We start from the raw sequence: 13,479 nt of genomic DNA on the forward strand, positions 1-13,479 counted from the left end.
GTTTTCGGTCTTCTAGTTAGATGGGGGAGACCGTTACCTCTAGGGTGTCGGACGCAAAACCCCCAAGCAAGCTTGGGGGGTACAAAATGAGACCCAGTTGGCTAATTAAGCGTTGCCTCAGTAAGTGGCTTACACGGTTTGATAGCCATAGGCAAAGATCATCCCAGGACGGAAATAACGCCCCGCGGTGTATTTCAGCCCAGTTGCCTTGAGGGTTTGAAATAGCATGGATGAAAGCGTGTCCTCGACCTTAGGGCCAAACTGACTTTGGAAATCAGGCAAGTTTTGGCTCATATGTGGATTGACCCTGCCATCACTGAGCAGATAATCGTCCTCTTTAAGCGCAGAGATCCATAGCTCAGCCTGCTCGAAGCTTAGATCAAGTGTCTGTACCAAGAGCTCTGTGCTAACGACGCCTGAGGCATTAAAACCCTCTGGGGCGGCAAATGGGATCCGAGCTAACTGGTAGAGCGCGCGATAGGTTGTGTCGATCAGTTGCTCTGCTTGGTCGCGCATTCCTGCTAGTTGCAGTGCGGTTGCCACGCTGAACTGCACGCCAATCCATACATCTTGCGCTTGGAAAGCATGATGAGGAAGACCGTTGGCTAAGGTCATGTTCGCCACACCGATCTTGGGGCTGTTGATTTTGAAGTTGGTGCGCTCAATAAAGGCCAGTGCGCGCTGGACTCTGTCTTGTGGCAGTAGGCTAGGCTCACCAATCAACTGTAGATAGCTATCAGCGAGCAGGGCATCGCCAAAGCTGTTGTCAGAGTCGAGCTCGACGATGGCCTCGAATTCACTAGTAAAGGCTTCAGCGGCCACCTCTTTCAAGCTGCGTTTCTTGGTCAGGCGCTCTTCGCATTTACTGATGTTCAAGTTATCTCTCTGGTTGAGATAGCGATTGATCAGAGATTTATCGATGATTTGATCGCCAGTGGCTTCGATGCCTAGACGACGCAAGCCATCAAGTCCTTCCCCTGTCAAGTGTTTGGCTTGGACCGGCGTGACAAAGAAGTGGTAGTAACCCTGCTGTTCATCCCATAGGCTGACTTCAAGTTCTTCAAGGGCAGCGTGTGATTTCTGCGCCCACTCCATACTAAGCTCAGGTTCATTCATCAGCTCAGCAATAACAGACGCTGCGCGCAACCCCGCTGACCACAAGCTAGCACAGTAGATCGAGATGCCATGAGAAGAGAGGTTGTCGAAGGTATCATCGGTACCGCGAGTCAGCGGCAGAACATCACCAGGCTCGATGAGGTTTTCAAGATACTCAATGCTTGCCTTGATTGCCGGCCAGCAGTTCTCGACAACCTGGCGATTACCGGTCTTTTTAAAATGACGCAGCACCATCAAGATGTATTTTGGCGCCAGATCTTTCCACTCTTTGACGTTGTGCCAGCTATACGCATCCGGCTGAATGTCAAATGGGCTACCAAGATCATGGATCACAGCACCACGCACTGCGCGAGTGCCCTGGTATTTCTGGTCGATGAGCTCAGCATAGGGCTTGTCTTCGTATTCCCAGTAGCGGCGCTGGGTCGGATCCTCAGCCAAGATAGCACGTGCAAATTCTTCCATTACACAGCCATCTAATTCAGGCAGCAGATAGAGCAGGGCAAACGAGCCATAGAAGTACACGTCGAGAGAGTTAAAGAATGGGTAATCCACACACTCTTTGACCAAGAACTTATTCTCTTTATCCCATACGGTTGACTCCGCAAGGAAAGAGAGGGTATTCATCGCCATGGTGGCATAGCGCTGCACTTTGTCGGCGTCACGGTATTGCTGCTCCGCTTGAGTGAGAAACTGGGTTTGCTGCTCAACAATGCGAGCCTCGATCGATTCAAATTGACCCAACAATGCTTGAGTGATCTGCGTGGATCGCTGTGATCCGCTGAAAAAGCGGCTGTAGGCTTTACTGCTTTGCCAGTCCCCCAGGTGGATCTTGGCATGATCCATAGTTTGAACAAACCTAAGCTCTAGCGTTTCATGCGGCGCTAGCTCGACACTGATCACAGCCAGTCCTGCTAAGGCTTCACGACCAGAATAGATACCTTTGTCAAAGCTCTGGTTGGTGCGTCCGGTCAGAAGAGCATTGGTCACCTCACGCTCGATATGAGTGGCGTACATCGATGGCTTAGTGGTAATACACACCTTACCCTGCTTGATAAGCTCAGGATTGGTTACGACGCCAAAATTGACCTCACCTTCTATGTCTGCCCCGTAAGGAGACTGGCTGGTCATCAACACACCGCAATATTGTTCCTCACCTTGCTCTAGGTTTAGTTGCTGGTGGTGTTGCTGGATTGGGTTTTGCGTAAGGGTACAAAACGAATCTTGGATGCCCTCACGGCCTTTGCGATAAGTTGAACCAATCAGGTTAAGCAAAGGCTGGACAAGGGTCACGGTTTTTGGCTCAGCGCTGCGGTTAGTCAGCTCAAAGTGGTTCCAGTGTGTCGGTAGGCTACATAGCTTAGCGTCATCTTTGACCGTTGGTGAGACCACCTTACGCTTGATGCTCACCTGCTCAAAGCTGTGGTATTGAAACTCAGCCATTGGGTACAGGGCGCGATAGACGATCTCTTGTGCAGGAACCGATGGGATTTGACTGTCACCATTGGCCGTCAGTTGCATCGCCGAAGCAGACGCATTAATCAGCAATCCACTGAAGAAATCCATGGCAACTAATACTTGAGTATCGAGCCCGACGGGATCAGCGGCAATAGCGGCGAGGGTTCGTGAGCTAAACTCGATATTCCAGCGCGCAAAGCGAGATTGGTTTTCTTGATAAAAAATACCCTTTAATAGACTGGATTTTAGTTCTGATAATAAGTCTATTGATGTGTTGTTATGTATTTCAATTCCAGAAAATAACGCAGGGTAGTAATTTAGATATGCTCGCAGCTCTGTCTCAGACTTGATTTTTATTTGTTCGATAGAGATCGGGCTTGCCACAGAGGCATAAAAGTCATTTAAGTGAATATGTTCATCAGAAATATCAACAAAAATACCGGGAATAAAGCTAAAGTTAGGCGTGTCACCATTGGGGGTGAGCGTGAAGGTACTGCCGATGCCACCGATAGCCATGCCGGTATTTTCAGGGGTTGTCGAGATTGGGGTGTACCAAGGCTGAATAAACTCGACCGCATCTCCTTTTGAGGTGAGACTTTTTGCATCACCGAAATAGCTTGTGTAAGGAATTGTATTTTTCATATTACTATCCAGATTGCCAAATTCTTTTTTTTATTGTTACTATCTTTAAAAAGAGGAGTAACAGTCATGTTTAAAATAAATATTAACAACCATGAGGGAATGGAAGTAATAAACATAGCCAATGCCCAGTTCGGAATTGAACTGGATATTATTGCGAGCTTTGGTGCGATAATTAATCGCTTTGTTGTTTCTAATAGCCCATTTTCTTTTATCGCCGGGTATCGAGACCATCAAGATTTGCTCGATATGCACCCGTATTTCTCTCGCAGTGCTAAGTTATTTCCGTTTCCCAATCGCCTCGCTTCTGGTCGTTATCAGTTTGCTGGTCAGTCTTATCAGCTTGCGGCTAATTTCCCTTGGTCAGAGCATGCCGTACATGGTCTGCTCTACAACCAGCCTTTTCATATCAAGGCCACAGACGCAAATGTTGAGCAAGCGAGCGTGACCTTAAGTTTTGTCTCCAGTCAGTTGGATAATCCGGGCTACCCGTTTCCATTCACGCTGGAGGTTGAGTTTGTTATTGATACTGCGGGCAAGCTGACTTGCCGCACGTGTATCACCAATACAGGCACCTCCGACATGCCCTTTGGCGATGCGTGGCACCCTTACTTTGATCTCGGGGTCGAGCGCAGTGAGTTGCTACTCAACATGTCACCTTGTCATGAGTGGTTGCATGAGCAAGACCTACCGACCGGTGATAAATCCCCCTTTGATCAATTCACTCAAGCGACCTCAATCGAGGGGTATGAGCTGAATCATTGCTTCGAGTTTGACTCCTCATCCGATGCCAAGTTGACGCTCTCGCGTCTGGATGGCCAAGCCTATTTGCATTTTGCTCAGGCTGCCCACTATCCATTTATCCAGCTCTATACACCGGCAAGTGAGTCGAGTATCGCGGTCGAGCCTATGACTTGTCCCGCCAATGCGTTTAACAACGGGTTTGGTTTGCTGGTACTTAAGCCCGGTGAAACACAAACCCTTGAGTGGTACTGTCAGGCCTTCTATCACGGCTAACTCTATGGCCCTCCCCGAAGTGGGGAGGGCGATTGATTAACCTAGTACGACCTCAATCTGATGCTCACCTGAGGTAAACACAGGTGCCTTGTTGCCTTCAATTAGGTCACCATTGACGCGCATCTCCATCACACCCTTGCTGACCTTGTTCGGGTTACGTACGTGGATATGGTAGACCGCTCCGCGGAACTGTCGACGCACCTTAAATTCCGGCCACTCGGTTGGAATACATGGGTCAACAATCAGGCCATCGATATCTGGGCGAACCCCCAAGATCCATTGTGTACCCGCGACATACGTCCACGATGAGGTACCCGACAACCAAGCATTGCGACCAAGACCGAACTGTTGGTGCTCATCGCCCAAGATATTTTGCGGATAGCAGTATGGTTCTGATTCAAAGTTATCTAGGCTGTCGTTCTTCGAGGCTGGGTTGATTTGACGATAGTACTCATAAGCGCGATCGCCATTGCCCATGATGGTCTCGGCGATCATGACCCAAGGGTTTGAGTGAAGGAAAATGCCGCCATTCTCTTTTGCGCCCGGAGGGTAGGTAGACACGCCGCCCAGCTGTGGATCAAAACCGTTGTAACCCGGAGTCGAGAGCTTGATACCGTTAGCGGTATTAAGCTTGTTGTACACTGAGTCTAGCGCTTGCGTCGCGCGCTCAGGGGTTGCAAAACCAGAGATCACCGGCCAGCTTTGACCATTGGTGTAGATCTGGCCCTGCTCGTTGGTGTGCGAGCCGATAGGCTGACCTTGCTCATCGAAGTAGCGCACATACCATTCGCCGTCCCAGCCACACTCGTTCATGGTCTGCTGCATCTCGGTGTAGTAGTTGGTAAATTGCTCAGCGAGAGCCTCATCACCACGCAACTTGCACAGATCCAGCATATCGTTGAGTGCTTTACCAAACATGCTCGCCACCATCATCGACTCCGCGCCCGTTGGCAGGTTGACGGTGTCGTTCCAGTCAGCAAAGCCGAGCAGTGGTAGGCCATGCGCACCCTTGTTGTTTTGAGTAAAGTCGATCGAGCGGCATAGGTGGTCCCACACGCTGCCTTGCTCAATTGGATTCCCCGCGGCATCTTTTTGGTAGTAAGGAATGACCTTATCTAAGAAGTCAGCGTTACCCGTCTCTTTCACGTATTGGGTGACGGCAAAGATAATCCACAGGTGATCATCACCATAGTAATCTGGGCGGTCTTCCTCTTCGCGTGAGTCACCGGCATTGGCTTCCATTGTCGATGGGAAGAACTGGTGCATCGCTGAGCCGTTGGTGTTTTGCACTGACAGCAGACGCTCAATAAACTCACGTGCTTCTTCTGGCATGTGGGTGATCACGCCAAGGGTATCTTGTGATGAGTCACGGAAACCAATGCCGCGCGCACCGAATCCGAGCTGGTACAGGGATAGGTAGCGTGACCAGTTTTTGGTGGTGTGGCACTGGCGCGGGTTGTGAACGTTGAGCATCGAGTTCATGGCTGGATCTGGCGTCTCTACCTGCACGGTTGCTAGGTAGTTGTCCCAAAAACTGCCAAGGTTAGCGAAGGCTTGGTCAACTGCGTCATGGTCACGGTACTTCTCTAGTAGTGGTTTAGCCGCTTCGACACTGTCTTGCTGAGTCAGCTGTACTACTGTGCGCTCGGTTTGCTCTGGCGCGAGCCAGCCAAGGCGTAGATTCAGGGCTGCGATGTTATCGCCACGCAGGCACTCGCTGTTATTGAGCTCATCTTGGGCTAACGCTTGTGGCGCGGCCCAACTGCCATAACCAAATTCACCCAAGAACTTAGCACGATCACCCTCAAACGAGGTTGCTGGGCGGTCAGCGGTCACTAGGTTTACCGCATAGTCACGCTTCATAAATGCGTACTGCTCAAGAACGGTGTGCTCGCCATGCTGGTGCGCTTTCAGTGTCATGGTTTGCGGCACCCAGTCCGCATTCAACAACTGCTTAAGAGCGTCGAAATGGGTAAACTCAAACACAGGCACTACATCGACATGCAGCTCACCGCCACTGATGTTGGTGATCTTGATATCCTCAAGCAGCACCTCTTCATCACTCGGTACAAAGAAGGTCACCTCACAGCGTACGCCAAATGCTTCAGAGACGATGCGGGTGTACGATAGACCGGTGTGGTTTTCAAACTTGTCTAGCGGTTTTAGGGTTGGGGTAAAGAAGGGTGAAAATACCTCTTCTTTGCCGCTGCTGTCTTTGACCTTAAGGTAAACTGTCGAGCCCTTAAAATCAGAGTTTGGTAGCTGAGCGATGTACTTAGTAATGCGGTTTAGCGCAGGGTCGCCCTTACACAACAAAACGCCGCCATTACTGTCAACCAGACCACCAAAATTCAGGGTGCCCACATAGTTACACCATTTGATTGGCGTGCATGGTGTAGTTGCTACGTATTCTTTGTTGCTGTCGTCGAAATATCCAAATTTCATCATTACAATCCTCGGCCCCTCCGCTTAGAGGAGCCTAATCAATCAATCAATTACTGGCTGGTGGTTAGCTTGCTAGTGACTGCTCACTTTCAGAGTCGAATAGGTGAATCGCATCCAGGTCGAGGTACAAGGTGATCTCATCGCTGTCGACCTCCGCCGCTTGCGTTTCGATCATCAGTGGCTGGCCCGCGATCTCGGTCTTGAGCAGGATGCTGGCACCAAGCAGCTCTTTGTCTTTAATCTTGACTGGAATTGGCAGCACGCGGTCGTGATCGACTTGCTCTGCACGCAGGTGGATATCGGTTGGGCGCACACCAAAGAACAGCCCAGTATTGTGTTTTGCTTGCGCCTCAAAACGTGCTGGCAGTGGGATATGAAGATCGCCAACCTCAACCTGCCATTGCCCCTCTTTCTGATTAAGCTCGGCATTGAGCATATTCATTGATGGGTTACCAATAAACTGAGCGACAAACTTATTCGCTGGGCGCTGGAACACCTCAGTTGGTGTGCCAACCTGAGCGACATAGCCATCTTTAAGGATCACGATGCGATCCGCCAACGTCATTGCCTCAATTTGGTCGTGGGTTACGTAGATGGTGGTGGTTTTCAGCTTGCGGTGGAGCTGCTTGATCTCTTCACGCATCACGCCACGCAGTTTGGCATCAAGGTTAGACAGCGGCTCATCGAAGAGGAAGACTTTTGGCGTACGTACCATCGCGCGGCCCATCGCTACACGTTGACGCTGACCGCCCGAAAGCTCTTTCGGCTTACGGTTAAGCAGTGGCTCAAGCTCAAGCATTTTCGCCGCTTTACGCACCTCGGTATCGATCTGCTCTTTTGGCATGCCTTTGAGTTTGAGGGCAAATGCGATGTTTTCGTATACCGTCATGTGTGGATACAGCGCGTAGCTCTGGAACACCATCGCAAGGTCGCGGTCTTTGGCGTCAACCTTGTTCATCAGCTTGCCACCGACGTAGATTTCACCCGAAGTAATGCTCTCAAGACCCGCTAGCATGCGTAGGGTCGTGGACTTACCACAGCCTGAAGGACCAAGGAAAACGACAAACTCACCGTCTTGAACCGTGAAATCGAACTCTTTTACTACGTGGACATCGCCGAAAGATTTTTTGATATTACGGAATTCTACTTTAGCCATTGTTGTGCTCCTCAGCGCGCTCCATCAGCATGTTGCGGTAAGCGATTGCGCTCTGTTTTAGTGTTCTTTGTTGTGTTTTGTAATCGACGTGGACGATGCCAAAGCGTTGGCAGTAACCAAAGGCCCACTCGAAGTTGTCCATTAGGCTCCAAGCGAAATAGCCATCGACGCGTACGCCAGCTTTGATGGCCTCATCAACCGCTTCTAGGTGCCCTTGGAAGTAGCGCAAGCGCTGCTCGTCTTTGACTTGGTTTTGCACCACGCGGTCATTGCCAGCTGCGCCATTCTCTGTGATGTAAATTGGAGGCAGGTTGTCGTAGCGCTGGTCTAGACGGACAAGTAGGTTGCGCAGGCCCTGCGGGTAGATTTCCCAGCCAATAAAGGTGCGCTCGACATCGGCAGGATTGACCTTTTCAATCTCGCCATTCTCATCGAAACGTGCCACGCCGCGGGTATAGTAGTTAATACCAATGTAATCGACTGGGGCGCTGATGATCTCAAGGTCACCGTCTTTCACCTCAGGCATGACATCATTGCGCTTTTGCCATACGGCGTCTGGGTACTGACCTTTTAGCACTGGGTCGATAAACCAGTGGTAGTTCTCAGCATCGCAGTAATCTGCGGCCGCTTGGTCTGCTGGTGTCTGTGGGTAACAAGGGGAGGCATTGAACACCACGCCGTGTTTGGCTTTTGGCGCGTTGCGGCGCAGGATTGGCATCGCCAAACCGTGTGCCAACATCAGGTGATGCGAGGCCAAAAAGCCCTCTTTCTCGCCCTTGATGCCTGGCGCATGCTCACCCCAGCGGTAGCCTAGGAAAGCCGCCACGAAGGGTTCATTGAGTGTGGTGTACACCTCAATCTTGTTGCCAAAGTGGCGACTAACGACATCGGCATATTCAGCGAATTTGTAGGCCGTGTCGCGATTAAGCCAGCCGCCCTCATCCTCAAGATATTGGGGTAGATCCCAGTGGTATAGAGTGACAAACACTTTGAGTCCGCGAGCATGACACTCGTCGATGATCTGCTCATAAAACGCCAGACCCTCAGGGTTTACCTCACCGTTGCGTGGCAAGATACGTGGCCAAGCAATCGATAGGCGGTAAGCATCTACGCCCAGGCCTTGGATCATCTCGATGTCTTGTTTCCACAGGTGGTAGTGGTCACAGGCTACATCGCCATTGTCGCCGTTATTGACCTTGCCGGGTTGTTGGCAAAAGGTATCCCAAATCGATGGCGTGCGACCGCCTTCCTTCACACCCCCTTCAATCTGATAGGAAGAGGTCGCGACACCGAAGACAAACTCAGGGGTACGTAGCTTTGAATCTTGTGGTAGTTGATATTTGTTCATGATGTTCTTATTAACCCTTAACCGCACCGGACGTTAGGCCGCTGATCATCTGGCGAGACGCAAACAGATAAGCAGTGACAAGTGGTAAAATTGAGATAGTGGTGCCGAGCATAACTGCGCCCCAAGGCGTGTTTGGAATGCCCTGCACACTGCGCAGCGCCTGAGTGATCACGTAGTTTTCAGGTGAGGTCAATACCACAAGCGGCTGCATAAACATGTTCCAGAAGAACACGAACTGGACGATAGCCAGAGTGGCCAGCGCAGGTTTCATCAGTGGCAGTACCACGCTCCAGTAGGTTCTGAACTCGCCCGCACCATCAAGTTTGGCCGCTTCAAGTAGCTCCTTTGGAATCGAAGCCACCACGTGTTGGCGCATTAGGAAGATACCAAATGGCGTGGTGGTGAACGGCAGCCACACAGCAAGGTGGTTGTCGAGTAGGCCCAGGAACTTAACAATCATAAAGTAAGGGATCAGACTCAGTACTGGCGGGATCATCATCGAGCCCACAAGCATGCCGAACAAGACGTTCTTGCCCTTGAACTTGAATACGGCAAAGGCATAGCCACCCATGCTACAGAACAGCAGTGAGACAGTTGTGCCAAGGAAAGCGACGTAGATGGAGTTAAACATCGCCTGCCAAAACGGCATGATTTCCAATAGGCGCTGGTAGTTGTACGACAGGCTATCGCCCATCGCGAGACTGATGCCAGTGCCGAAGATCTCACTACGATCACGAGTCGACAGCAGGGCTGACCAGAAGAACGGGAATACCGTGATGATCGCCGAGATGATCAGCAGTATCGCCAGTGCCACCAGAAGAATTTTAGTTACGATCTCAATTGTGCGATCGCTAGGTTTCAGTGCTTGAATAGACATCTTATTGCTCCCCTAGACCTTTCTTGCCAAAGAAGAAGAATTGGATTGAAGTACAGGCGGCAATTAGGGTGAACAGCAGCCATGAGATAGCCGATGCAGTGCCCATCTCTAGCCATTCCCAGCCCACTTTATATAGGTACATAGAGATGGTTAGACCTGCCTGGCCAGTACCACCCGTACCGCGAGTTAGGACGAACGGTTCTTCGAACAACTGCAGGTTGCCGATGATGGTCATGGTGATAGCAAAGAACACAAATGGACGGATCATTGGCAGTGAGATACTAAAGAAGCGACGGACCGCGTTCGCACCATCCATACGCGCTGCTTCTAAGATTTCTTTAGGAATGGTCATCAAGCCTGTGGTGTAAAGGACGATGTTAAAACCGGTGTATTTCCAGAACACCATAAAGGCGATCGATGGCTTGATCATGGTTGAGTCTTCTAGCCAACGGATTGGTTGGTAGTCGTTAACCCAGCCAAATGCCCAGCCAAACAGGGTGCTATCTGCTAGCGCCATCAGAGATTGGTTGATGATGCCCGAGTTTGGTGAGTACATGTTGAAGAAGATCAGCGATGCGGCCACCGTCGAGGTAATGAACGGCAGGAAGTAAGCCGATGTTAGCCAGTGGCGCAGGCGATCGCCCAGTGACACCAAGATGTAGGCCACAGGTAGTGCGACTAAGTGCTGCGCAACACCAGAGGTGATGGCGAGCCAGAATGTGTTTTTCAGTGAGCGCCATAGCCACGGGTCGGTAAGGGCGAGATGATAGTTCTCAAAGCCCACGTACTCCATTGCGCTAAGGCCCTCAACAGGGTTCCATTCGTGGAATGATAGAAAGATTGAAAATAGTAGTGGAAAGATTCCAAATACTGAAAAAATGACTAAAAACGGCAGTAGGAACCCGTAGGGTGTAAGCGCTTTCACATTCAGCCAAGAAAAAAGGCTGTTGCGCTCACCCTCAGAGTCTAAAACCTTGCTAGCAGCTTGATTCATTGTGACGACCTCTTACCCAAAGAGAGGCGCAGCGAGCTGCGCCTCTGAAAATTAACAATGATGCTTATAGATTGCGTGTACGACGTTTGATTAGACGCTCAGCATCCGCTAGTGCAGTTTTGATGTCTTTACCTTCGTCCAGTACTTCCATCAGGGCATTCTCAAGAATGATTGAGCGAGCCACGTGGTCGCCTTTAGCTGGTGCAACCGGCTTGATGTTTTGTGCCACATCAGCAAACAGTAGGCGTGCTTGCTGGCCACCTAGGAAGTCAATCTCTTCAGCAAACATTGGGTCATCGTAAGTGGTCACGTTCGCTGGGAAAGCCGCAATAGTTTCAAAGTGCTTCAGCTGGATATCACGCTTAGTGGTCATGTACTCAATCAGCTCCCAAGCTTGGTCTGGGTTCTTAGATTGCGTTGGAATCGATAGGAATGAACCACCCCAGCTGCCATAGATGCCGTTTGGTAGGTGTTCAACACCCCAGCTGCCTGCTGTGTCTGGTGCAATCCAGTTGTTAAGGTGACCAAGTAGCCATGCGCCTGAAAGTTGGGTTGCAAATGTGCCGTTACGGAAGCCTTCGTACCACTCGTTAGACCAAGCCAGGATACGTCCATCAAGGCCCTTATCGCGGATCTGTTTCGCCACTTCAAACGCGTGAACAAAGCGCTCAGAGGTTACAACTGGGTTGCCTTTGTCATCGAAGTACAGACCTTCACCCTCTGGTACGGTGGTGAAGATGATGGCTTGCGCGACGTCTGCCGCTGATGCGATCAGCTGAACGTTTTTCTCTTTCAACTTTTCACCCGCAGCGATGTAAGAATCCCAATCTTTGATCGCTTCTTCGATGTCGATGCCGGCTTTTTCAAATACGTCGGTACGGTAGTACATCACACCTGGACCTAGGTCGACTGGGATACCATAAACTGCGCCGTCACCGCCTTTGCCTTGTGCCCAAGCATAAGGAGCAAAGCTGTCGGCAAACTTATCAGCACCGTAGGTTTCAGAAAGGTTGACTAGGCCGCCAGATGAAACAAAAGGACCGATCTTTTCAACGTCAACGACAATCACATCGCCCGCACCAGAGCCAGTCGCTAGGTTGGTGGTTAGCTTGGTGTGGTGGTCACCGTGGTTATTCATTAGGTAATCCACCTTGATGCCGCTCTCTTTCTCAAAGTCTGGGAGAAGAACCTTGAGGCTGCTATCGAAATCTGGGAAACCGTCGAAACGAATATGGTCGTCAGCGTTTACAGCAGTAGCCAGTCCAAGGCCAAGTGCGACAGACAGCGATAAAGTCTTTAGTTTCATGATCAATCCTTAATTATTATAGAGTCGTTGGTAAGAGGGTTACGGAATCTCGAATCACCAATTTGGGTGCGAGTCGAAAGTTCACGTCCTGCTTGTTTTTATGTAACTTTTGAATAGTGAGCTGCACAGCTTCGATGCTCATCTGTTCAATTGGAAAATTGACCGTGGTCAGCGATGGCGTGACATAACGTGCAAACAACACGTCATCAAAGCCCACCACAGAAATATCTTGGGGAATCCGATACCCCATCCCCGTCATGACTTCAGAGGCAGCAACGGCCATATGGTCATTGCAGGCAAACAGCGCCGAAAAATCACAACCACGGCGGAACAGCTTGCGTGTGGCGCTCATGCCGGTCTCTTCAGTAAATCCTGACTCGATGACGAGTGACTCATCGTAGTCGACCCCTGCATCCTCTAGCGCGGTGCGGTAGCCTTGTAATCGACCGCGTGCATCGGACTTATCCAAAGGTCCGGTAATACAAGCGATTTTTTGGTGTCCCATGCTCAGCAGGTACTCAGTCGCCAGCTTTGCCCCGTACTCGTTATCAATGTTGATGCAGCTGTGTTTTAGCTCCGGGATAAAGCGATTAACCAAGACAAACACCACACCTTGATCTTCAAGGTTGATTAAGTAGTCATCGGTCAGCTGCTGACAATGCATGATCAGTGCGTCGACTCGGCGACTTAACAAAAACTCCACCGATTCACGTTGCTCTTTCTCTGTATTGCCACCGGCAGTGACAATCACGTGATAACCAAACTGGCGTAGCTTCTCTTCAATGTTGTGCAGAATGCTTGAGTAAAATGGGCCACCTAGCTCGGGTACGATAACGCCAATACTGCCGCTGCGACTCGATGCGAGCGCTTGAGCAATCGAGTTAGGGCGGTAGCCCAAATCCTTGATTGCTTTTTCAACCTTGAGCTTCTTATCGTGGCTGACGCGGCTGGTGCCGTTGATCACACGCGATACTGTCGCTTGTGAAACGCCTGCTTGTTCAGATACGTCCTTTATCGTTGCCACTTTACTCACCTCTGTTACGAAACCGCTTTCAGGAGCTAGTATCTGCGATTTGCTTGGCCTCAGACGTGAGTAAACTCACACCAAATCAGACCTATATTTGCC

9 protein-coding genes are annotated in these 13,479 nt (G+C 50.4%); 1 reads left to right on the forward strand and 8 read right to left on the reverse strand.

The window, feature by feature from the left end; translation table 11 throughout:
• Positions 1 to 129: 129 nt before the first annotated feature.
• A complete protein-coding gene (locus ACSTTG_RS18175; protein ID WP_438475770.1) occupies positions 130 to 3,213 on the reverse strand; it encodes a GH116 family glycosyl hydrolase in 3,084 nt (1,027 codons plus the stop codon).
• 66 nt (positions 3,214 to 3,279) lie between these two features.
• On the opposite strand from ACSTTG_RS18175, the gene ACSTTG_RS18180 reads away from it, so the two are divergent.
• Positions 3,280 to 4,227: an aldose 1-epimerase gene (locus ACSTTG_RS18180; protein WP_438460606.1), complete on the forward strand. Its 948-nt coding sequence runs from the start codon at positions 3,280 to 3,282 to the stop codon at positions 4,225 to 4,227.
• Between the two features lie 36 nt (positions 4,228 to 4,263).
• Here ACSTTG_RS18180 and ACSTTG_RS18185 read toward each other — a convergent pair whose 3' ends face one another.
• The 7 genes from ACSTTG_RS18185 to ACSTTG_RS18215 form a co-directional block, all read right to left on the reverse strand.
• Complete coding sequence (locus tag ACSTTG_RS18185; RefSeq protein WP_438475771.1) at positions 4,264 to 6,675, reverse strand: glycoside hydrolase family 94 protein; 2,412 nt, start codon at positions 6,673 to 6,675, stop codon at positions 4,264 to 4,266.
• 61 nt (positions 6,676 to 6,736) lie between these two features.
• Positions 6,737 to 7,828 carry an ABC transporter ATP-binding protein gene (locus ACSTTG_RS18190; RefSeq protein ID WP_438475772.1) on the reverse strand — a complete coding sequence of 364 codons (1,092 nt, stop codon included), beginning with the start codon at positions 7,826 to 7,828 and terminating at the stop codon, positions 6,737 to 6,739.
• A complete protein-coding gene (locus ACSTTG_RS18195; RefSeq protein ID WP_438475773.1) occupies positions 7,821 to 9,176 on the reverse strand; it encodes a GH1 family beta-glucosidase in 1,356 nt (451 codons plus the stop codon). The genes ACSTTG_RS18190 and ACSTTG_RS18195 overlap by 8 nt, the downstream gene beginning before the upstream one ends.
• 10 nt (positions 9,177 to 9,186) lie before the next feature.
• Positions 9,187 to 10,053: a carbohydrate ABC transporter permease gene (locus tag ACSTTG_RS18200; protein ID WP_438460602.1), complete on the reverse strand. Its 867-nt coding sequence runs from the start codon at positions 10,051 to 10,053 to the stop codon at positions 9,187 to 9,189.
• A 1-nt stretch (position 10,054) separates the two neighbouring features.
• The gene (locus tag ACSTTG_RS18205) at positions 10,055 to 11,047 is read right to left on the reverse strand and encodes a carbohydrate ABC transporter permease (RefSeq protein WP_438475774.1); all 993 of its coding nucleotides are present in this window, start codon (positions 11,045 to 11,047) and stop codon (positions 10,055 to 10,057) included.
• A gap of 64 nt (positions 11,048 to 11,111) precedes the next feature.
• Positions 11,112 to 12,353, reverse strand: a complete 1,242-nt coding sequence (locus ACSTTG_RS18210) for an extracellular solute-binding protein (protein WP_438475775.1) — start codon at positions 12,351 to 12,353, stop codon at positions 11,112 to 11,114.
• A 16-nt stretch (positions 12,354 to 12,369) separates the two neighbouring features.
• A complete protein-coding gene (locus ACSTTG_RS18215; RefSeq protein WP_438460599.1) occupies positions 12,370 to 13,377 on the reverse strand; it encodes a LacI family DNA-binding transcriptional regulator in 1,008 nt (335 codons plus the stop codon).
• Between the last annotated feature and the right edge of the window lie 102 nt (positions 13,378 to 13,479).

Origin of the sequence: Vibrio glycogenivorans (assembly GCF_051660965.1) — a bacterium.
GTDB lineage: Bacteria > Pseudomonadota > Gammaproteobacteria > Enterobacterales > Vibrionaceae > Vibrio.